Genomic DNA, 21,586 nt, shown 5'->3' with positions numbered 1-21,586 from the left:
CATGGATATCCGTAAAGTCAAGAAACTGATCGAGCTGCTGGAAGAGTCCGGTATCGACGAGCTGGAGATCAAAGAGGGCGAAGAGTCCGTACGCATCAGCCGTCACAGTAAGCAGCCGGCCTATGCCGCCCAGCCGATCTACGCCCCGGCACCCGCTCCAGCCGCCGCGCCTGTAGCCGCAGCCGCCGCTCCGGGCGCTGAAGCCGCTCCGGCTGCCGCACCGAAGCTGAACGGCACCGTGGCTCGCTCGCCGATGGTCGGCACCTTCTACCGCGCCGCTTCGCCGACCTCTGCCAACTTCGTCGAAGTCGGTCAGACCGTGAAGAAAGGCGACATCCTGTGCATCGTCGAAGCGATGAAGATGATGAACCACATCGAAGCCGAAGCCAGCGGTGTGATCGAATCCATCCTGGTGGAAAACGGCCAGCCGGTTGAGTACGACCAACCCCTGTTCACCATCGTTTGATGCACGGGGAGCCTGCAATGCAGAAGCTGGAAAAAGTCCTTATCGCCAACCGTGGCGAAATCGCCCTGCGTATCCTGCGTGCCTGCAAGGAGCTGGGTATCAAGACGGTGGCCGTGCACTCCACCGCCGACCGCGAACTGATGCACCTGGGCCTGGCCGACGAGTCCGTCTGCATTGGTCCGGCACCTGGTGCGCAGTCCTACCTGAACATCCCGGCGATCATCAGTGCCGCTGAGTTGACCGGCGCCACCGGCATCCACCCGGGCTACGGCTTCCTCGCCGAGAATGCCGACTTCGCCGAGCAGGTGGAAAACTCCGGTTTCGCCTTCATCGGCCCGACCGCCAGCGTGATCCGCCTGATGGGCGACAAGGTGTCGGCCAAGGACGCCATGATCAAGTCCGGCGTACCGGTGGTTCCCGGCTCCGACGGCCCGCTGCCGGAAGACGAGGAAGAAGCCCTGCGCATCGCCCGTGAAGTGGGCTACCCGGTGATCATCAAGGCCGCAGGTGGCGGCGGTGGTCGCGGCATGCGCGTGGTGCACAAGGAAGAAGACCTGATCAAGTCGGCCAAGCTGACCCGCACCGAAGCCGGTGCTGCGTTCGGTAACCCGATGGTCTATCTGGAAAAATTCCTCGGCAACCCGCGTCACGTGGAAGTCCAGGTGCTGTCCGACGGCCAGGGCAACGCCATTCACCTGTATGACCGCGACTGCTCGCTGCAGCGTCGCCACCAGAAGGTGATCGAGGAGGCTCCGGCCCCGCTGATCGACGAGAAGGCCCGCGCCGAAGTGCTCAAGCGCTGCGTCGATGCCTGTGTCGAGATTGGCTACCGTGGCGCCGGCACCTTCGAGTTCCTCTATGAAGACGGTCGTTTCTATTTCATCGAGATGAACACCCGCGTTCAGGTGGAGCATCCGGTCACCGAGATGGTCACTGGCATCGACATCGTCAAGGAGATGCTCAGCATCGCCGCTGGCAACCCGCTGTCGATCAAGCAGGAAGACGTGAAGATCCTCGGTCACTCGGTCGAGTGCCGGATCAACGCCGAAGACCCGGACAACTTCATGCCCAGCCCCGGCAAGGTCAAGCATTTCCATGCTCCGGGCGGTAATGGCGTTCGCGTCGACTCGCACCTGTACAGCGGCTACAGCGTCCCGCCGCACTACGACTCGCTGATCGGCAAGCTGATCACCTTCGGTAAGGACCGCGACGAAGCCATGGCGCGCATGCGCAATGCCCTGGACGAGATCGTGGTCGACGGCATCAAGACCAACGTGCCGCTGCACCGCGACCTGACCCGCGACAAGGGTTTCGTCAAAGGTGGCGTGAACATCCATTACCTGGAAAAGAAACTGGGTATGGACAAGCACTGAGCCCAATGACCTGCTGCGCGTCGCGCGATACGGCGTTAAAAACGATCTCGGCAAGCTGCTTGCAGCTAACGCTCTTTAGCGCGGCCCGAAGGGCGAGTGGAACGAGTAATGCTCACTTACAAATGTAAGCTCCGCTCCCTCGACCGTTTTTGCCTTGTCTCGCTCTAGCTCGCGAGGTCATGACTGAAGTGCTACACAAGGGCTGCCCTCGGGCGGCCCTTGTCGTTTCTGGCCGATAGCCGAACTGGCCGGCCGGCCATCCGTTCAAGTAAGCTGCGCGGCCAAACCGTTCCACATGCTTTCGAGGTTTCTCATGCCCTGGTTACAAGTCCGTCTCGCCATCACACCTGAGCAGGCAGAAACCTACGAGGACGCCCTGCTGGAAGTCGGCGCCGTGTCGGTAACCTTCATGGATGCCGAAGATCAGCCGATCTTCGAGCCGGATCTGGGCACCACGCCGCTGTGGTCGAACACCCACCTGCTGGCGTTGTTCGAGGCCGATACCGACGAAGCGGCGCTGATCGCCCACCTGACCCTGCTCTGCGGCGGAAGCCTTCCCGAGCACCAGATCGAGCACATCGAAGATCAAGACTGGGAACGCAGCTGGATGGATGGTTTCCAGCCGATGCGCTTTGGCCAGCGCCTGTGGATCGTACCGAGCTGGCACGCTGCCCCGGAACCGGATGCGGTGAACCTGCTGCTCGATCCGGGCCTGGCCTTCGGCACCGGCACTCACCCGACCACCGCACTGTGCCTGGAATGGCTCGACGGCCAGACACTCGATAACTGCAGCGTGATCGACTTCGGTTGCGGCTCAGGCATCCTCGCCATCGCTGCCCTGCTGCTCGGCGCACCGCAGGCAGTGGGCACCGATATCGACCCGCAGGCCCTGGAAGCTTCGCGCGACAATGCCTCGCGCAACGGTATCGACCCTGCCCGCTTCCCGGTCTATCTGCCCGACGACATGCCGCAACAACCCGCCGACGTGGTCGTCGCCAACATCCTCGCTGGCCCGCTGGTTTCCCTGGCACCTCAGATCACCGCGCTGGTCAAAGGCGGTGGACGCCTGGCGCTGTCGGGTATCCTCGCCGAACAGGCCGAGGAAGTCCGCGCCGCCTACGCAGGTGCGTTCGACCTCGACCCAACGGCCGTCAAAGACGGCTGGGTGCGCATCAGCGGCGTCAAGCGCTGAACCGCGCGCAATCGTTGCGTTAGACTAGCTGCTTGGATTTTCCGGACCCGCGCATGAGCGAAAGCCACGTCACCCAGTGCCCCAATTGCCGTACCAGCTTCCGCGTCAGTCAGGCGCAGCTGGCTGCCGCCCATGGTGCCGTACGCTGCGGCGCCTGCCTGCACGTGTTCAACGCTGCCGAGCAACTGTTCGGCCCCCGTGCGGCCGCACCTGCGCCAGTGGCAGCCAAAACGGCAAGCGCTCCGGTCAAAGCTCAACCCGAAACCCGCCCCAAGCCGCCAGCGGCCAAGCCCGCCGACGACACCCTGTGGATTCATGACGACCTCGACCTGGACAGCCTCGACCTCGATGAGGAACTGGCCAAGCTGGAAGAGCAGGAACAACAGCTGTCGCAGCAGTTCCTCGCGCTGGAACAGGCGCCGCGCTATGCCGAGAACTTCGGCAGCCGCGCGACAGATGAACACGAAGTTGCGCACGACGAAGCCTGGGCCGAAGCCCTGCTGCGCGACGAACCAGTCAAGCGCGAGCGCGACAGCTTCGAACTGCAACCAACCGAGGAACAGCCAGAGGCCGCAGTCGCACCGGAGCCCAAAGCCGCCGTTGAATTCACCCCCGTCACACAGCGCAAGCAGCAGCCCATCGCCGACGACCTCGACGAAGCCGACGAGCCGCGCCTGGGTGATCTCGATGACGAGCAGGACGAGCCCGAGCGACAGGACGATGACCTGCGCACGGAACGTGAAGAGCCCAAGGTAGCGCGTAACGAGCCGGGCCTGCGCGAGGAGCGCCTGTTCGATCTGGACGACGAGCCCTTGCAACTCGACTGGCGCCAGCCACAGGGCACATCCTGGGGTCGCCTGTTCGGCTGGGGCCTGCTCAATCTGCTGGCGGTGGGCGGCCTGCTGGCGCAGTACGCGGCCTACAACTTCGACGAACTGGCGCGCCAGGACCGCTATCGCCCCTGGTTCGAACAGCTGTGCCCGAACATCGGTTGCAGCCTGCCGTCGAAAGTCGACATCAGCCAGATTCGCAGCAGCAACCTGGTAGTGCGCAGCCACCCGGAGTTCTCCGGCGCGCTGATCGTCGACGCCATCCTCTATAACCGCGCCTCCTTCGCCCAGCCCTTCCCGCTGCTGGAGATGCGCTTCGCCGACCTGGGCGGCCAACTGGTCGCCAGTCGTCGCTTCAAGCCCAGCGAGTACCTTGCTGGCGAGCTGGCCGGACAGAGCGAAATGCCGCCGCAGACGCCCATTCACATCTCCCTGGACATCCTCGACCCGGGCACGCGCGCGGTTAACTACAGCCTCAGCTTCCATTCCCCCGAGTAGCCTGAAGGGGCCGCGACCCGTGGTCGCAGGCCCTTTATCTAACTACTGGCGATAAGCCCATAGCTGTTCAGAATTTGTTCAAAACGACCTTTATCCGGTCATCCAGAGCGGGTATCATGCCCACCCTTTCGCGAGCACCGAACCACCATCGTTTCCCCGAGAATCTGTTCAAAGTCTCGCGAGCTAGAGCCAGGCAAGGCGAAGTCGGGCGAAGAAGCGCAGTTTACTGTCTGTAAATGAGCATTCTGAGTCTGACTTCAACGCCGCCTGGCCGACGCGCAGCAGGCTTTGAACAGAATCTCAGGACACAGTGGAGGTCAGGTGTCGATCGCCCTTTGTCTCAACTGCGCACCAACAAGCAGGGACGCCCCATGTCGGCCCCACGTATTGGCCCCTACACATTGCCCAATCGGTTGATCCTGGCTCCCATGGCCGGCGTCACCGATCGTCCGTTCCGCCAGCTGTGCCGCCGTCTCGGCGCTGGCCTGGTGGTGTCGGAGATGGTCACCAGCGATGTGCGCCTGTGGAATAGCCGCAAGTCCAGCCTGCGTTTGATGCACGCCGGTGACCCCGAGCCGCGTTCGGTACAGATCGCCGGCGGCGACCCGCAGATGATGGCCGACGCGGCGCGCAAGAACGTCGAGTTGGGCGCGCAGATCATCGATATCAACATGGGTTGCCCGGCCAAGAAGGTCTGCAACAAGGCCGCCGGCTCCGCGCTGCTGCGTGACGAGCCCCTGGTACGTGAAATCCTCGATGCGGTAGTCGGCGCGGTGGACGTGCCAGTGACCCTGAAGATTCGCACTGGCTGGGATCGGCAGAACAAGAACGGCATCACTGTAGCGAAGATCGCCGAAGATGCCGGCATTGCTGCGCTTTCCGTCCACGGTCGTACCCGCGCCGATCTGTATACCGGCGAAGCCGAGTACGACACCATCGCCGCCATCAAGCAGGCGATATCGATTCCGGTGTTCGCCAACGGCGACATCGACTCCCCACAAAAAGCCAAGGCCGTGCTCGACGCCACCGGCGCCGACGCCCTGCTGATTGGCCGTGCCGCCCAGGGGCGGCCATGGATATTCCGTGAAATCGAGCACTACCTGCGTACCAGCGAAACCCTGCCGGCACCGAGCCTGCTCGAAGTGGAACGCATCCTGCTGGAACACCTGGCCGCACTGCACGCCTTCTACGGCGAATTGATGGGCGTACGCATCGCCCGCAAGCATGTCGGCTGGTATCTCGCAACCCTGCAGGGCGCCAGGGAGTTTCGCGCCCAGTTCAACCGTCTGGACAGTACGGACGCACAGTGCGCCAACGTTCGCGAGTTCTTCAGCGAACGGCATAACGATGGAAACGAGGTGGCCGCATGACGTTGATGACAGAGACCCTAGTGAGTGGAATTGCACCCGTGAGTGACAACACCAGCCTTAAACAGCACCTGAACACGCCGAGCGAAGAGGGTCAGACCCTGCGCGGCGCCGTGGAGAAGGCGCTGCACAATTACTTCGCCCACCTCGAGGGCGCGGACGTCACCGACGTGTACAACCTGGTGCTCACCGAAGTCGAAGCGCCGCTGCTGGAAACCGTCATGAATCACGTGAAAGGTAACCAGACCAAGGCTTCCGAGCTGCTCGGCCTGAACCGTGGCACGCTGCGCAAGAAGCTCAAGCAGTACGATCTGCTGTAACCCCGAACTCCCGAAAAGGGCGGCCCGCATGAGCCGCCTTTTTTGCTGATATCCCCGCTCTGATGGATAGTGAAATGACCGACCAGACCACCCTTCTGCCCGTGCGCCGCGCGCTGATCAGCGTTTCCGACAAGACTGGCGTCCTCGAATTCGCTCGCGAACTGGCCGCCCTCGGTGTCGAGATTCTCTCCACCGGTGGTACCTACAAGCTGCTCAAGGACAACGGCGTAGCCGCAGTGGAAGTGGCTGACTACACCGGTTTCCCGGAGATGATGGACGGCCGCGTGAAGACCCTGCACCCGAAGATTCACGGCGGCATCCTCGGTCGTCGCGCCCTGGACGGCGCAGTGATGGACGAGCACGGCATCAAGCCGATCGACCTGGTGGCGGTAAACCTCTATCCCTTCGAAACCACCGTGGCCAAGCCTGATTGCGACCTGGCCGACGCCATCGAGAACATCGACATCGGCGGCCCGACCATGGTCCGTTCGGCGGCGAAGAACCACAAAGACGTGGCCATCGTGGTCAACACCGGCGACTACGCCGGCATCGTCGCCTCCCTCAAGGCCGGCGGTCTGAGCTACGCCCAGCGTTTCGACCTGGCCCTGAAGGCCTTCGAACACACCGCGGCCTATGACGGCATGATCGCCAACTACCTGGGTACCATCGACCAGGCGGCTGGCACCCTGTCCACCGAAGGCCGTGGCGCCTTCCCGCGCACCTTCAACAGCCAGTTCGTCAAGGCGCAGGAAATGCGCTACGGCGAGAACCCGCACCAGAGCGCGGCGTTCTATGTCGAGGCGAAGAAGGGCGAAGCCAGCGTTTCCACCGCCGTGCAACTGCAAGGCAAGGAACTGTCGTTCAACAACGTCGCCGATACCGACGCCGCGCTGGAATGCGTGAAGAGCTTCGTCAAGCCGGCCTGCGTCATCGTCAAGCACGCCAACCCATGCGGCGTGGCCGTGGTACCGGAAGACGAAGGCGGCATCCGCAAGGCCTACGACCTGGCCTACGCCACCGACACCGAATCGGCGTTCGGCGGCATCATCGCCTTCAACCGCGAACTGGACGGTGAAACCGCCAAGGCCATCGTCGAGCGTCAGTTCGTCGAAGTGATCATCGCCCCGACCATCAGCGCTGCGGCCCGCGAAGTAGTGGCCGCCAAGGCCAACGTACGCCTGCTCGAGTGCGGCGAATGGCCGGCCGAGCGCGCCAGCGGTTGGGACTTCAAGCGCGTCAATGGCGGTCTGCTGGTACAGAGCCGCGATATCGGCATGATCACCGCCGATGACCTGAAGATCGTCACCCAGCGCGCGCCGAGCGAGCAGGAAATCCACGACCTGATCTTCGCCTGGAAAGTGGCCAAGTTCGTCAAATCCAACGCCATCGTCTACGCCAAGAACCGTCAGACCGTCGGCGTCGGCGCCGGCCAGATGAGCCGTGTCAACTCCGCCCGCATCGCTGGCATCAAGGCCGAGCACGCTGGCCTGCCGGTACCGGGCGCGGTGATGGCCTCGGACGCCTTCTTCCCCTTCCGCGACGGCATCGACAACGCTGCCAAGGCCGGCATCACCGCGGTGATCCAGCCGGGCGGTTCGATGCGCGACAACGAAGTGATCGCGGCTGCCGATGAAGCGGGCATTGCCATGGTGTTCACCGGCATGCGCCACTTCAGGCACTAAAATCGGCCGCACTGAAACCGGCATCTGCGTTGTTGCCCCTGGTTTCGCCAATGCTCATTGCCAATAGGCAACTCCGCTTGTCGAAACCTGGGGCGCCTAGCATCTACCGGCTTCATCGCGACCTCGGAATTTGTAGTGTGGATAGCGCTTTTCCTATCCACCAAACGGGCCACCGGCCCGCCTCCATTGGGAGAGACTTATGAACGTATTGATCATCGGCAGCGGCGGTCGTGAACACGCCCTGGCCTGGAAAGTGGCGCAGGACAAACGCGTCGAGAAGGTCTTCGTCGCCCCAGGCAACGCCGGCACCGCGGTGGAAGCCAAATGCGAGAACGTCGCCATCGACGTACTGGCCATCGAACAGCTGGCCGACTTCGCCGAGAAGAACGTGCAGCTGACCATCGTCGGCCCGGAAGCGCCGCTGGTGAAGGGCGTGGTCGACCTGTTCCGCTCGCGTGGCCTGGACATTTTCGGCCCCACCGCCGCCGCCGCTCAGCTGGAAGGCTCCAAGGCCTTCACCAAGGATTTCCTCGCTCGCCAGCAGATCCCCACCGCCGACTACCAGAACTTCACCGAGATCGAGCCGGCGCTGGCTTACCTGCGTGAGAAAGGCGCACCGATCGTGATCAAGGCCGATGGCCTGGCCGCAGGCAAGGGCGTGATCGTCGCCATGACCCTGCAGGAAGCCGAAGACGCCGTGCGCGACATGCTCGCCGGTAACGCCTTCGGTGAAGCCGGCTCGCGTGTGGTGATCGAGGAGTTCCTCGACGGCGAAGAAGCCAGCTTCATCGTCATGGTCGACGGCGAGAACGTACTGCCGATGGCCACCAGCCAGGACCACAAGCGCGTCGGCGATGGCGACAGTGGCCCGAACACCGGCGGCATGGGCGCGTACTCGCCTGCGTCGGTGGTCACCGCCGAGGTGCACAAGCGCGTGATGGACGAGGTGATCTACCCGACCGTGCGCGGCATGGCCAGCGAAGGCAACGTCTACACCGGTTTCCTCTATGCCGGTCTGATGATCGACAAGGCCGGCAAGCCCAAGGTCATCGAGTTCAACTGCCGCTTTGGCGACCCGGAAACCCAGCCGATCATGTGCCGCCTGGAGAGCTCCCTGGTGCTGCTGGTCGAGGCCGCACTGGCCAAGGCCCTGGACAAGGTCGAAGCCACCTGGGACCCACGTCCGACCGTGGGCGTGGTACTGGCTGCCGGTGGCTACCCGGGCGACTACGCCAAGGGCGACGTGATCGAAGGCCTGGATGAAGCCGCCAAGCTCGACGGCAAGGTGTTCCACGCCGGTACCGCACTGAAGGACGGCCAGATCGTCACCGCCGGAGGCCGCGTTCTATGCGCCACTGCCATCGGCGCCAGCGTCGCCGATGCCCAGCAGCAAGCCTACCGCCTGGCCGAGAAGATTCGTTGGAATGGCATGTTCCATCGTAACGATATCGGCTATCGGGCCATCGCCCGCGAGCGCGGCGAGAGCTGATCGTTTGAGCGAAAATGCGGCACAAACAAGGCAAAATCGCTGTTTGTGCCGTATTCGCTCGAGCAAATGCTTGGCTATAATCCGGCCACTCATTTAGAAGGATTTTGCCCGTGCGCCGGCTCAGGATTGCCATCGGACTACTCGCCAGCTTGCTGCTGCTTGGCCTTGCCCTGACAGCCACGGCGAACACAGCCCCTACCGGCACGCACAGCTGGTCCTATCTGGTCGACGCCAGCGCCCGCCTGGGCCTCGAAGAAGTCCGCGCCCAGCGCCAGCAGTTCAAACCCCTCAGCAAACAGTCCTTTACTTTCCCGCCCAGTGATCATGCTGTCTGGCTGCGTGCCGAGCTCGCACCGCAGCAGCAACCCGCCTGGCTGTGGATCTTTTCACCACGGGTGCAGTACCTCGATTACTACCTGCTGAGAGACGGTGTGCTGGAGCAGAACCTGCACACCGGCGAGGCCATGCCGCTGGATTCGCGACCGCTGCCGTCGCGCTTCTACCTGATGCCGTTGCCGAATGACGGCCAGGCCCGCGTCGCCTATGTCCGCCTGACCTCCAACCACCCGCTGATGACCTGGTTCAAGGTCATGGATCAGGCCGAGCTGGTCAGCCTGGAAAAGCCCGCCTACCTCTATGGCATGCTGTTCGGCGCCCTGCTGCTGCTGACCCTGTACAACCTCATTCGCTTCATCTACAGCCGCAGCGCCAGTGGCCTGTGGCTGGCCGGGGTGAACATCGGCCTGGCCGTGTGCTCGTCGGCCAACCTCGGCATTTTCGCCCAATGGCTGCCCAGCCTGGGCTACAACCAGTCCTTGATCGCCGACCTCTCTGCCCTGTTCGCCGCCTTCAGCGCCCTGGCCTTTGGCCTGAGCTTCATGCACGGCACGCCAGTGCAGCACAGCCCCCTGAACCGCCTGCTGCGGGGTAATGCCCTACTGCTCCTGGGCTATGCGCTGTGCATCGTCGTCACTGGTCTGTTCTGGTACAGCTCGCTGGTCTACCTGCTGGTGGCCCTGAGCGCAATCAACCTGCTGCTGGTGAGCGGCCTGCACTGGCGCGCCGGTTACCAGCCGGCACGCCTGATCGCCTTAGGCATGCTGGTGTTCAACATGGGCTTCGGTTTCTTCGTGCCGGTGCTGCTCGGCTTCGATCAGCTCAATCCGGGCTGGCTGGTGCTGGGCGTATTCAGCGTTGCCACCCTGGCCGGTCTGATCCTCAGCGTGTCGCTGACCGAGCGGCAGCGGCAGATCCAGCGCGACACTCTGCAGGAAAGCACAGCTCTGGCTGCAAGCAGTGCCGAGCTGAAAGCCAAGGCTGAGTTCCTGGCCAAGATCAGCCACGAGATCCGCACGCCGATGAATGGCGTACTGGGTATGACCGAGTTGCTGCTGGGCACGCCGCTGTCGGCCAAGCAGCGTGACTACGTGCAGACCATCCACAGCTCGGGCAACGAACTGCTTACCCTGATCAACGAAATCCTCGACATTTCCAAACTCGAGTCCGGACAGATCGAACTGGACGATGTGCAGTTCGACCTCGGCGCACTGATCGAAGACTGCCTCGACATCTTCCGCGCCAAGGCCGAACAACAGCGCGTGGAGCTGATCAGCTTCATCCAGCCGCAGGTGCCACGGGTGATCAGCGGTGACCCAACGCGCTTGCGCCAAGCCCTGCTGAGCCTGCTGGACAACGCCTTCAAACAGACCGACGAGGGCGAGATTCTGCTGGTTGCCGCCCTCGACAGCAGCGACGGCCAACATCGTCTGCGCGTCGCCGTACAGGACAGTGGTCGTCCGCTGCTGCCAGAGGAACGCGACGCCCTGCTCAACGCCGAACTGCAGAGCCGCGACTTCCTCTCTGCCACCCGACTGGGCGGGCGCCTCGGCCTGATCATCGCGCGCCAGTTGGTGCGTTTGATGGGCGGCGAGTTCGGCATCCAGGGCAGCGGCAACCAGGGCACAACCCTGTGGCTGACCCTGCCGCTGGACGCCGCCCGTCTGGAACAACCGGAAGCCGACCTCGACAGCCCGCTGCAGGGCGCGCGCCTGCTGGTGGTGGACGACAACGACACCTGCCGCAAGGTACTGATGCAGCAATGCAACGCCTGGGGCATGCAGGTCAGTGCCGTCCCTTCCGGCAAGGAAGCTCTGGCGCTACTGCGCACCAAAGCGCACATGCGCGAATATTTCGACGCGGTGCTGCTCGATCAGGATATGCCCGGCATGACCGGCATGCAGCTGGCCGCCAAGATCAAGGAAGATCCGAGCCTCAATCACGACATCCTGATCATCATGCTCACCGGCATCAGCAACGCGCCGAGCAAGGTGATTGCACGCAACGCCGGGATCAAGCGCATCCTGGCCAAGCCAGTGGCCGGCTACACGCTCAAGACCACCCTGGCCGATGAACTGGCCCAGCGCCCCAACGACACCCCCGCCCAAGCAGCGCCAACTCCGGTGAGTACGCCGCTGAACGTGCCGGCCGATTTCCGTATTCTGGTGGCCGAAGACAACAGCATCTCGACCAAGGTAATTCGCGGCATGCTCGGCAAGCTCAACCTCAAGCCGGACACCGCCAGCAACGGCGAAGAAGCCCTCAGCGCGATGAAGGCGCAGCCCTACGACCTGGTGCTGATGGACTGTGAAATGCCGGTGCTCGACGGTTTCTCCGCCACCGAACAGCTGCGCGCCTGGGAAAAGAGCGAGAAACGCCCGCGTACACCGGTGGTAGCACTGACCGCGCATATCCTCAGCGAACACAAGGAACGCGCGCGCGCTGTCGGCATGGACGGCCATATGTCCAAGCCGGTGGAGCTGTCGCAACTGCGCGAGCTGATCGAGCACTGGATTGCCGAGCGCGAGCTGCGCCGCCAGCGTGAAGTGTCGTAGGGCGGGTGAAACCCGCCTGACTGTCGATGGCGGGTTGCACCCGCCCTACTCTCAAACGAGCGCCCCATGTCCGAGTTGTTCAGCCTGTACCTGAAGATGCTGGTGCTCTACAGCCCCTTCTTCGTCCTCTCCTGCTTCATCGGCCTCAGCCGCGGCTACACCCTCAAGGAGCGCAAGCGCCTGGCCTGGAAAGTGGCGCTGGCCACACTGATCGCCAGCGTGCTGCTGTACCTGTTCGGCAAACACATCTTCACCCTGTTCGGCATCACCATCGACGCCTTCCGTATCGGCGCAGGCAGCGTGCTGTTCATCTCCGCCCTGGGCATGGCCCAGGGCAAATCGGCGGTGCAGAGCGATAACGTACAGCAGGACGTGACCATCGTCCCGCTGACCATCCCCCTGACCGTCGGCCCCGGCACCATCGGTGCCCTGCTGCTGATGGGGGCCAGCCAGCCGCACTGGGACGACAAGCTGGTAGCGGTGGCAGCGATCTTCCTCGCCAGCCTCACCGTGGGCGTGGTGCTGTACCTGTCCAACCAGTTCGAGCGCCTGCTCGGCGACCAGGGCCTGCAGATCGTCAGCCGTTTGATGGGGCTGTTCGTTTGCGCCCTGGCGGCGCAGATCATCTTCACCGGGGTGAAGAACTACCTGGTGCTCTGAAACCCCGGTACCTGACGAACGCCTGCACCAACGTCCAGGGCAGGCTGTTCGCAGCAATCGTGTCTAACACTCCCCCGGCAATCCGCAAACGAGCAGCGATGCGCCCTGCATCGCCTGCAACGCGAAGATTTTCTCCAGGCGCACTTAGGCCGTGCCTGGCAGGGTCGCCTGCGGATACTCGCCCGGTTCGACGCGCTCGAACTCGAAGCGGCGCGCCGTCCCTGCTAGCGCCCCACGAATGATCACCTGCCTGCACCGCAGGCGCTGATTCGCACCTGGATGGTGCGAAAGACGGGGCATCGGCGTTGCCGCCTCACCCCCGGCGCAACCGTTCACGGCCAATCACCGGCAATCACGAAAAGCCGCGCGTACACCACAAAATCCACGCGCAGGCGCGCATTGCGGGGCGGCTGCACCGCGTCCAGACGCAGCGTATCGAGCTGAGCGGCGCCGGCGATCCTGACTCGTCGCTCAGAAGAGGCACAGCAATTGCTCAAGGGCCATATAGAGGTCAGCAAGGCAGAGGTGCATTCGATCACCTTGCACAAGCTGTACGGCGCTCGTCAGCGCGTAGAGCAGATGCCGGAGCAACCGGGCCATGACCTTCACGCATGACCAATAACAACGCTGTCCACTTACTCACGATTGTGAATGGAGATCGCACCATGCAACGTCGCAGCCTGATCAAGGCCTTTACCCTTTCCGCTTCCATCGCCGCCATGGGCCTGTCTTGGTCCATCCAGGCCGCCGAGACCATCAAGGTCGGCGTCCTGCACTCGCTGTCCGGCACCATGGCCATTTCCGAAACCTCGCTGAAAGACATGGCGCTGATGACCATCGACGAGATCAACGCCAAAGGCGGTGTACTCGGCAAGCAGCTCGAAGCGGTGGTAGTCGACCCGGCCTCCAACTGGCCGCTGTTCGCCGAGCGTGGCCGTCAATTGCTGACCCAGGACAAGGTCGCGGTGACCTTCGGCTGCTGGACCAGCGTGTCGCGTAAATCGGTACTGCCGGTCTACGAGGAGCTCAACGGCCTGCTGTTCTACCCGGTGCAGTACGAAGGCGAAGAGATGTCGCCGAACGTGTTCTACACCGGTGCAGCGCCAAACCAGCAGGCCATCCCGGCGGTGGAATACCTGCTCAGCGAAGACGGCGGCGCGGCCAAGCGCTTCTTCCTGCTCGGCACCGACTACGTCTACCCGCGCACCACCAACAAGATCCTGCGCGCCTTCCTCAACAGCAAGGGCATCGCCGACAAGGACATCGAAGAGGTCTACACCCCCTTCGGTCACAGCGACTATCAAACCATCGTCGCCAACATCAAGAAGTTCTCCGCGGGCGGCAAGACTGCCGTGGTTTCCACTGTGAACGGCGACTCCAACGTGCCGTTCTACAAGGAGCTGGCCAATCAGGGCCTGGAAGCCACCGAAGTGCCGGTGGTGGCCTTCTCCGTGGGTGAAGAAGAACTGCGCGGCATCGACACCAAGCCGCTGGTCGGCCACCTGGCGGCCTGGAACTACTTCCAGTCCGTGGAGAACCCGGTCAACGAGAAGTTCGTCGCCGACTGGAAAGCCTACGCCAAGGCCAAGAAGCTGCCCAACGCCGACACCGTGGTGACCAACGACCCGATGGAAGCCACCTACGTGGGCATCCACATGTGGGCGCAGGCCGTCGAGAAGGCCGGCACCACCGACGTCGACAAGGTGCGCGAAGCCATGGCCGGCCAGGAGTTCGCGGCGCCGAGCGGCTTCACCCTGAAGATGGACGAGAAGAACCACCACCTGCACAAGCCGGTGATGATCGGCGAGATTCAGGATGACGGTCAGTTCTCCGTGGTCTGGGAAACCGAAGGCCCGATCCGCGCCCAGCCGTGGAGCCCGTACATCGAAGGCAACGACAAGAAAGCCGATACCCCGGTGAAGTCGAACTAAGGCAAAAGCCCTCTCCCTGTGCCAACCGCGCAGGGAGAGGACAAACGTAGCCCGGATGCAATCCGGGGAGAGCTGTCCCGGATTACATCCGGGCTACGCCAAGGACACCCTTATGCCCACTGCCCTTACCCGAATTTTCCTGGGCCTGCTGCTGTTGCTGCCCCTGGCGGCGCAGGCTGGCGAGGCCGACGATTTCGTCGCGGCCAACGCCAGCAAGCAGGCCAAACTGCTGCAGGACTGGGCCGCCGCGCCCAACACCGAACGCATGCCACTGCTGCAAGCCCTGCAGCAGGGCCGCGTCGGCAGCGATGCCGACAAACGTGCCTTCATCGAACAGGACGGCACCTGGCAAGCCGCCGATGGCGACGCCGAAGCCAATGGCACGCCACGCAAACTGCGCCTGAACAACCGCCTGCGCGGCTTGGTCACCTTCACCGTGGCCAGCCATCAATTGCTCGACGACGATGCCGCCGTGCGCCTCGCTGCGGCCAAGCAACTGCAACGCAACACGCCGCCGACACTGCTGCCGCTGCTGGAAAACCGCCTAAGCATGGAAGCCGACGAGAACGTGCGTGACGCCATCACCCTGGCCCTGGCCAACCTGCAGCTGGAGGCCAGCGACCCTGCCGTGCGCCTCGCTGCCGTGGAGCGTCTGGGCAGGACCGGCGACCCGCTGGCGCGCACCCGCCTGCAAAGCCTGCTCGATGGCGAGGAAAGCGATACCGCCGTGCGCGCCGCTGCCGAGCAGAGCCTGGCCCAGGTGAAGAACAAACTGCTGATCGGCGAACTGCTAGGCCAGGCATTCAGCGGCCTGTCGCTGGGCTCGATACTGCTGCTCGCAGCGCTGGGCTTGGCCATCACCTTCGGCCTGCTCGGGGTGATCAACATGGCCCACGGCGAAATGCTGATGCTGGGCGCCTACACCACCTACGTGGTGCAGCTGAGCTTCCAACGCCTGGCTCCCGAATACCTCACACTCTACCCACTGGCCGCGTTGCCGATCGCCTTTGTTGTCACGGCCTGCATCGGCATGGCGCTGGAGCGTACGGTGATCCGCCATCTCTACGGTCGCCCGCTGGAAACCCTGCTGGCCACCTGGGGTATCAGCCTGATCCTGATCCAGCTGGTACGCGTCACCTTCGGTGCGCAGAACGTCGAAGTGGCCAACCCGGCCTGGCTGTCTGGCGGCATGCAGGTGCTGCCGAACCTGGTGCTGCCGTACAACCGCATCGTCATCATCGGCTTCGCCTTGTTCGTCGTGGTCCTGACCTGGCTGCTGCTGAACAAGACGCGCCTGGGCCTGAACGTGCGCGCGGTAACCCAGAACCGCAATATGGCCGCCTGCTGCGGCGTGCCCACCGGGCGCGTGGACATGATGGCCTTCGGTCTCGGCTCGGGCATCGCCGGCCTCGGCGGCGTGGCCCTGAGCCAGATCGGCAACGTCGGCCCGGACCTCGGTCAGAGCTACATCATCGACTCCTTCCTGGTGGTGGTACTCGGCGGCGTCGGGCAACTGGCCGGTAGCGTGCTGGCCGCCTTCGGCCTGGGCGTGGTGAACAAATTCCTCGAGCCGCAGATCGGTGCCGTACTCGGCAAGATCCTCATCCTCGCGCTGATCATTCTGTTCATCCAGAAACGCCCGCAAGGCCTCTTCGCTCTCAAAGGACGGGTGATCGACTGATGACCATGCCACTCAATCAAACGTTGCTGGCCCGCGCCAGCGCCAAGCTCGGCCCTCAGGTTTCGCTGGCCATCGGCCTGCTGGTGCTGGCCGTGCTGCTGGCCATGCCGCTGCTGCACCTGTTGCCGGCCGACCATGCCCTGCACGTCTCGGCCTATTCGCTGACCCTGGTGGGCAAGATCCTCTGCTACGCCATCGTCGCCCTGGCGCTGGATCTGGTCTGGGGCTACGCCGGCATGCTGTCGCTGGGCCACGGCCTATTCTTCGCCCTCGGCGGCTACGCCATGGGCATGTACCTGATGCGCCAGTCGGCGGGTGACGGCCTGCCAGCGTTCATGAGCTTCCTCGCCTGGAGCGAATTGCCCTGGTACTGGTACGGCACCTCCAGCTTCCTCTGGGCGATGTGCCTGGTGGTGCTGGCGCCCGGCCTGCTGGCGCTGGTGTTCGGCTTCTTCGCCTTCCGCTCGCGGATCAAGGGCGTGTACTTCTCGATCATGACCCAGGCGCTGACCTTCGCCGGCATGCTCCTGTTCTTCCGCAACGAAACCGGCTTCGGCGGCAACAACGGCTTTACCGGCTTCACCCGCATCCTCGGCTTCGACATCACCGCGCAGAGCACTCGCGCGGCGCTGTTCTTCGCCACCGTGGTGTTGCTGGTGGGCAGCCTGTACCTGGGCTTTCGCCTGGCACGCAGCAAGTTTGGCCGCGTGCTCACGGCCCTGCGTGACGCCGAGAACCGCCTGATGTTCTGCGGTTACGACCCACGCGGTTACAAGCTGTTCATCTGGGTGCTGAGCGCAGTGCTGTGCGGCCTGGCCGGCGCGCTGTACGTGCCGCAGGTGGGCATCATCAACCCCAGCGAAATGGCACCGACGCAGTCCATCGAAGCCGCCGTGTGGGTCGCCCTGGGCGGTCGCGGCACGCTGATCGGCCCGCTGCTTGGTGCCGGGCTGGTGAATGGCATGAAGAGCTGGTTCACCGTTGCCTTCCCGGAATACTGGCTGTTCGCCCTGGGCGCGCTATTCATCGTCGTCACCCTGTTCCTGCCACGCGGCGTGGTTGGCCTGCTGCGCAAGGAGAAGGATCAATGAAAGCCACTCCGGTACCTGAAACCATGCTCGAAGCCGCTTTCGATCCCACCGGCCTTGCGTTGGACACCGGCAAGAACGTCGGCAAGGGCGTCAACGTCCGCCATGGCACCATCCTTACGCTGGAAGATATCAACGTCAGCTTCGATGGCTTCAAGGCACTGACCAACCTGACGCTGTACATTGGCGTCGGTGAGCTGCGCTGCATCATCGGCCCCAACGGCGCCGGCAAGACCACCATGATGGACGTGATCACCGGCAAGACCCGCCCGGACAACGGCGTGGCCTACTTCGGCGAGCAGTACGACCTGACCGCCATGAGCGAAGTGCAGATCGCCCAGGCCGGCATCGGCCGCAAGTTCCAGAAGCCGACGGTGTTCGAAGCGCTGACGGTGTTCGAAAACCTGGAGCTGGCACAGAAGACCAACAAGTCGGTATGGGCCAGCCTGCGCGCCAGACTCAGCGGCGAGCAGAAGGATCGTATCGAGGAAGTGCTGACCACCATTCGCCTGGAAGCCTCGCGCAACCGCCCAGCTGGTCTGCTCTCCCATGGCCAGAAACAGTTCCTGGAGATCGGCATGCTGCTGATGCAGGAGCCTCACCTGCTGCTGCTCGACGAACCGGTGGCAGGCATGACCGATGCCGAGACCGAGTTCACCGCCGAGCTGTTCAAGTCGTTGGCACGCAAGCACTCGCTGATGGTGGTGGAGCACGACATGGGCTTCGTCGGCTCCATCGCCGACCACGTCACCGTGCTGCACCAGGGCAGCGTGCTGGCCGAAGGCTCGCTGGAGCAGGTACAGAACGACGAGCGGGTGATCGAGGTTTATCTGGGTCGCTGACAGTCGGTGCGCACGGCGCACCCTACCCGGCGCGGTTTATCCCGTAGGGTGCGCCACGCGCACCGCATGCTTAAGGACATCGATATGCTGCAAGTCCAACAACTCCACCAGTATTACGGCGGCAGCCACATCCTCCGTGGCCTGTCGTTCGACGTGAAGGTCGGCGAAGTCACCTGCCTGCTCGGCCGCAACGGCGTGGGCAAGACCACCCTGCTCAAATGCCTGATGGGCCTGATTCCGGCCAAGGACGGCAGCGTGCAATGGGAAGGTAAGGCCATCACCGGCTTCAAACCCCACCAACGCGTGCACGCCGGCATCGCCTACGTGCCCCAGGGACGCGAAATCTTCGGCCGCCTGACGGTGGAAGAGAACCTGCTGATGGGCCTGTCACGTTTTACCGGCAGCCATGCCAAGGCCGTGCCGGAATTCATCTACGAGCTGTTCCCGGTGCTGCGCGAGATGAAGCATCGCCGTGGCGGCGACCTGTCCGGTGGCCAGCAGCAACAGCTGGCCATCGGTCGCGCTCTGGCCAGCCAGCCGCGCCTGCTGATCCTCGACGAGCCCACCGAAGGTATCCAACCCTCGGTGATCAAGGAGATCGGCGTGGTGATCAAGAAGCTCGCCGCTCGCGGCGACATGGCCATCCTGCTAGTGGAGCAGTTCTACGACTTCGCTGCCGAACTGGCCGACCAGTACCTGGTGATGAGCCGTGGCGAGATCGTCCAGCAGGGCCGTGGCGAGAACATGGAGGCCGAAGGCGTACGCGGGCTAGTGGCGATCTGACCAGCCTCGCAGGGTGGACGATGCTTCATCCGTCCACCACTCTGCGATGCAATGGTGGATGAAAAAAATGTCATCCACCCTGATCCGCCCTACTCAGCGAAATCCGAACCCTCACGCAGCAACTGGCGCTTCACGCTCTCAAGATGCAGCCACGCGCTTTCGGCGTTGCCCTGCAGCATCTGCCGGCACGCCGCACTGGCAATCTCCGGCGTCACCGCTTTCAACGGACGACCGCTGGCCATGGCCTTTAGCTGCACCTCGGCGGCACGTTCCAGGTAGTAGAGGTCATCCCAGGCCTCGGCAATGCTCGGCCCCAGCACAAGGGGGCCATGGCTCTTCAGCATCACCACATCGGCATCACCTGCCGCACGGGCGATGCGCTCGCCCTCGGCATAGTTCAGGGCAAGGCCCTGATAATCCTCATCAACCGCCAGGCGTTCGTAGAACTTCAACGCCGTCTGCCCGGCCCAGACGAAGGGCTCGCCATCCAACATGCACAGCGCTGTGGCATTGGGCATGTGCGTGTGGAAGGCTGCCGTGGCACGCGGGTTGAGGCGGTGCAACTGGGCGTGGATAAAGAACGCCGTGGCCTCCGGGCGGCCCTCGCCAAGCACCACGCGCCCCTCGAAATCACAGATCAACAACGATGACGCTGTGACCTCGGCAAAGGCCAGACCATAGGGGTTAACCAGAAACAACTCAGGCCGCCCCGGCACCACCACGGAAAAGTGATTGCAGATGCCTTCGCCCATGCCCAGCCGTGCCGCCATGCGAAAGCAGGCGGCCAGGTCGATACGCGCCTGGGCGATCTCGGGGCTGTTCAGACCCTCTGTGGACGCCAGCGGGGCGGTGTTGATTTCGAATGCGTGGGCCATGGTTTCACTCCTGAAAACGTATGCCTCCAGCCTAGCCTGTGCACACCAAGCGCCTAGGGACAGTTGCTCGATGTCGGCGAGCCAGACGCGCTGACCCAGCCACTTCCGGCATCTGGCCCTACGGCACACGGCCGCTTTGTTCCTATGGTGCAGCCATCCGCAACGACCAGCCCGAGGTCATCATGAGCACACCGATCAGCAACCAGTACGTCCACGATCTGGATCGCCAGCACGTCTTCCATTCCTGGTCGACCCAGGGCGCCCTCAACCCGCTGGTGATTGCCGGCGGCGAGGGCTGCACCCTGTGGGACTACGACGGCAAACGCTACCTCGACTTCAGCAGCCAACTGGTCAACACCAACATCGGCCACCAGCACCCGAAGGTGATCGCCGCCATCCAGGAACAGGCCGGCAGCCTGGTGACCATCGCCCCGGCCACCGCCAACCTGATGCGTGGCGAAGCGGCCAAGCGCATCCTCGCCCGCGCGCCGGCCGGTTTCTCCAAGGTGTTCTTTACCAACGCCGGCGCCGATGCCAACGAGAACGCCATGCGCATGGCGCGCCTGTACACCCGCCGCGACAAGATCCTCTCCGCCTACCGCTCCTACCATGGCAGCACTGGCGCGGCCATCGTCGCCACCGGTGACCCGCGCCGTGTGCCCAACGAATACGCCCGTGGCCATGTGCACTTCTTCAACCCCTACCTGTACCGCACCGAGTTCAATGCGGCGAACGAAGAGGAAGAATGCGCGCGTGCCCTGCAGCACCTGCGCCGGGTCATCGAATGCGAGGGTCCGGGTGCCATCGCCGCGATACTGCTTGAGAGCATTCCCGGCACCGCCGGCATTCTGGTACCGCCGAAAGGCTATATGCAGGGCGTGCGCAAGCTGGCTGACGAGTTCGGCATTCTGCTGATTCTCGACGAGGTGATGGCCGGCTTCGGCCGCACCGGCAGCTGGCTGGCACTGGAGCACTTCGACGTGGTGCCGGACCTGATCGTCTTCGCCAAGGGCGTCAACTCCGGCTACGTACCGGCTGGCGGCGTGATGATTTCCAAGCCGATCTGCGAGCACTTCGACAACCACTTCTTCCCCGGCGGGCTGACCTACTCCGGCCACCCGCTGGCCATGGCCGCCATCGTCGCCACCCTGGATGCGATGAGCGAGGAAGGCATGGTGGAGAATGCCCGTAACATCGGCGCCCAGGTGCTCGGCCCGGGCCTGAAGAAACTGGCCGAGCGCTACCCGATGATCGGCGAGGCGCGTGGTGTCGGCCTGTTCTGGGCACTGGAATTCGTCAGCGACGTGCAGAAGAAGACGCCGATGCCGGCAGCGGTGATGCAGGAAATGAAGGCTGCGCTGACCGCGCGCGGGCTGCTCAGCTTCGTGGTGGAGAACCGCATCCATGTGGTGCCGCCGTGCATCGTCAGCGCCGCCCAGGTAAACGAGGCGCTGGCGATCTTCGACGAGGTGTTCGCCCTGTTCGCACCGCGTTTTGCCTGACTCTGTCCGGGCCGCAGACAGCCCCCTCTCCCATTTATGGGAGAGGGTTGGGGAGAGGGCAAGTACGGCAGATAGGAGTCGCCGGCAAACCCTCTCCCCCGCCCCTCTCCCGCAAG

Annotated in this window: 18 protein-coding genes; 16 read left to right on the top strand and 2 right to left on the bottom strand. The window is 63.6% G+C overall.

Features of this window, described 5'->3' with window-relative positions; translation table 11 throughout:
- Window position 1: 1 nt before the first annotated feature.
- The 10 genes from accB to ACNFCJ_RS05635 all read left to right on the top strand — a co-directional run bounded on the left by accB (window position 2) and on the right by ACNFCJ_RS05635 (window position 12,768).
- Entirely contained in the window at window positions 2-466 is a 465-nt protein-coding gene (gene accB, locus ACNFCJ_RS05680; protein WP_275547259.1) for an acetyl-CoA carboxylase biotin carboxyl carrier protein, read from the top strand.
- A 17-nt stretch (window positions 467-483) separates the two neighbouring features.
- Window positions 484-1,839: an acetyl-CoA carboxylase biotin carboxylase subunit gene (accC, locus tag ACNFCJ_RS05675; protein WP_416770277.1), complete on the top strand. Its 1,356-nt coding sequence runs from the start codon at window positions 484-486 to the stop codon at window positions 1,837-1,839.
- A gap of 313 nt (window positions 1,840-2,152) precedes the next feature.
- A complete protein-coding gene (gene prmA / locus ACNFCJ_RS05670) occupies window positions 2,153-3,031 on the top strand; it encodes a 50S ribosomal protein L11 methyltransferase (protein WP_416770275.1) in 879 nt (292 codons plus the stop codon).
- A 53-nt stretch (window positions 3,032-3,084) separates the two neighbouring features.
- Window positions 3,085-4,359 (top strand): DUF3426 domain-containing protein, encoded by a 1,275-nt coding sequence (locus tag ACNFCJ_RS05665; RefSeq protein WP_416770273.1) that lies wholly within the window; start codon window positions 3,085-3,087, stop codon window positions 4,357-4,359.
- Window positions 4,360-4,730: 371 nt separating this feature from the next.
- Window positions 4,731-5,729: a tRNA dihydrouridine synthase DusB gene (gene dusB / locus ACNFCJ_RS05660; protein WP_416770271.1), complete on the top strand. Its 999-nt coding sequence runs from the start codon at window positions 4,731-4,733 to the stop codon at window positions 5,727-5,729.
- A complete protein-coding gene (gene fis, locus ACNFCJ_RS05655; RefSeq protein ID WP_003242613.1) occupies window positions 5,726-6,046 on the top strand; it encodes a DNA-binding transcriptional regulator Fis in 321 nt (106 codons plus the stop codon). The genes dusB and fis overlap by 4 nt, the downstream gene beginning before the upstream one ends.
- A gap of 74 nt (window positions 6,047-6,120) precedes the next feature.
- A complete protein-coding gene (gene purH, locus ACNFCJ_RS05650; RefSeq protein WP_416770270.1) occupies window positions 6,121-7,728 on the top strand; it encodes a bifunctional phosphoribosylaminoimidazolecarboxamide formyltransferase/IMP cyclohydrolase in 1,608 nt (535 codons plus the stop codon).
- A 199-nt stretch (window positions 7,729-7,927) separates the two neighbouring features.
- Window positions 7,928-9,217 (top strand): phosphoribosylamine--glycine ligase, encoded by a 1,290-nt coding sequence (gene purD / locus ACNFCJ_RS05645; protein WP_416770268.1) that lies wholly within the window; start codon window positions 7,928-7,930, stop codon window positions 9,215-9,217.
- A 110-nt stretch (window positions 9,218-9,327) separates the two neighbouring features.
- Window positions 9,328-12,108 carry a response regulator gene (locus ACNFCJ_RS05640; protein ID WP_416770266.1) on the top strand — a complete coding sequence of 927 codons (2,781 nt, stop codon included), beginning with the start codon at window positions 9,328-9,330 and terminating at the stop codon, window positions 12,106-12,108.
- Between the two features lie 66 nt (window positions 12,109-12,174).
- The gene (locus ACNFCJ_RS05635; protein ID WP_143505506.1) at window positions 12,175-12,768 is read left to right on the top strand and encodes a MarC family protein; all 594 of its coding nucleotides are present in this window, start codon (window positions 12,175-12,177) and stop codon (window positions 12,766-12,768) included.
- A 332-nt stretch (window positions 12,769-13,100) separates the two neighbouring features.
- On the opposite strand, the gene ACNFCJ_RS05630 is transcribed toward ACNFCJ_RS05635, so the two are convergent.
- On the bottom strand, window positions 13,101-13,316 hold the full coding sequence (locus ACNFCJ_RS05630) for a hypothetical protein (RefSeq protein ID WP_416770264.1): 216 nt from the start codon (window positions 13,314-13,316) through the stop codon (window positions 13,101-13,103).
- Between the two features lie 117 nt (window positions 13,317-13,433).
- Between ACNFCJ_RS05630 and urtA the strand changes: the two genes are divergently transcribed.
- The 5 genes from urtA to urtE all read left to right on the top strand — a co-directional run bounded on the left by urtA (window position 13,434) and on the right by urtE (window position 19,093).
- Entirely contained in the window at window positions 13,434-14,699 is a 1,266-nt protein-coding gene (gene urtA / locus ACNFCJ_RS05625; RefSeq protein WP_059390392.1) for an urea ABC transporter substrate-binding protein, read from the top strand.
- Window positions 14,700-14,811: 112 nt separating this feature from the next.
- Window positions 14,812-16,380, top strand: a complete 1,569-nt coding sequence (gene urtB / locus ACNFCJ_RS05620; RefSeq protein ID WP_416770262.1) for an urea ABC transporter permease subunit UrtB — start codon at window positions 14,812-14,814, stop codon at window positions 16,378-16,380.
- Window positions 16,380-17,471, top strand: a complete 1,092-nt coding sequence (urtC, locus tag ACNFCJ_RS05615; RefSeq protein ID WP_099522643.1) for an urea ABC transporter permease subunit UrtC — start codon at window positions 16,380-16,382, stop codon at window positions 17,469-17,471. Before urtB ends, urtC begins: the two co-directional genes overlap by 1 nt.
- Window positions 17,468-18,310, top strand: a complete 843-nt coding sequence (gene urtD, locus ACNFCJ_RS05610) for an urea ABC transporter ATP-binding protein UrtD (protein WP_059390389.1) — start codon at window positions 17,468-17,470, stop codon at window positions 18,308-18,310. The genes urtC and urtD overlap by 4 nt, the downstream gene beginning before the upstream one ends.
- A gap of 84 nt (window positions 18,311-18,394) precedes the next feature.
- On the top strand, window positions 18,395-19,093 hold the full coding sequence (gene urtE / locus ACNFCJ_RS05605) for an urea ABC transporter ATP-binding subunit UrtE (RefSeq protein ID WP_416770260.1): 699 nt from the start codon (window positions 18,395-18,397) through the stop codon (window positions 19,091-19,093).
- A gap of 89 nt (window positions 19,094-19,182) precedes the next feature.
- Here the strand turns inward: urtE and ACNFCJ_RS05600 are convergent, their stop codons facing one another.
- Complete coding sequence (locus tag ACNFCJ_RS05600; protein WP_416770258.1) at window positions 19,183-19,968, bottom strand: aldolase; 786 nt, start codon at window positions 19,966-19,968, stop codon at window positions 19,183-19,185.
- Between the two features lie 182 nt (window positions 19,969-20,150).
- On the opposite strand from ACNFCJ_RS05600, the gene ACNFCJ_RS05595 reads away from it, so the two are divergent.
- A complete protein-coding gene (locus tag ACNFCJ_RS05595; RefSeq protein ID WP_416770257.1) occupies window positions 20,151-21,470 on the top strand; it encodes an aspartate aminotransferase family protein in 1,320 nt (439 codons plus the stop codon).
- Window positions 21,471-21,586: the final 116 nt, after the last annotated feature.

This window comes from Pseudomonas sp. NY15364 (genome assembly GCF_048068235.1).
Classification (GTDB): Bacteria; Pseudomonadota; Gammaproteobacteria; order Pseudomonadales; family Pseudomonadaceae; genus Aquipseudomonas; species Aquipseudomonas mendocina_D.
Note: the sequence above shows the minus strand (reverse complement) of the source record. Positions and strands in the feature narration are given on the sequence as shown.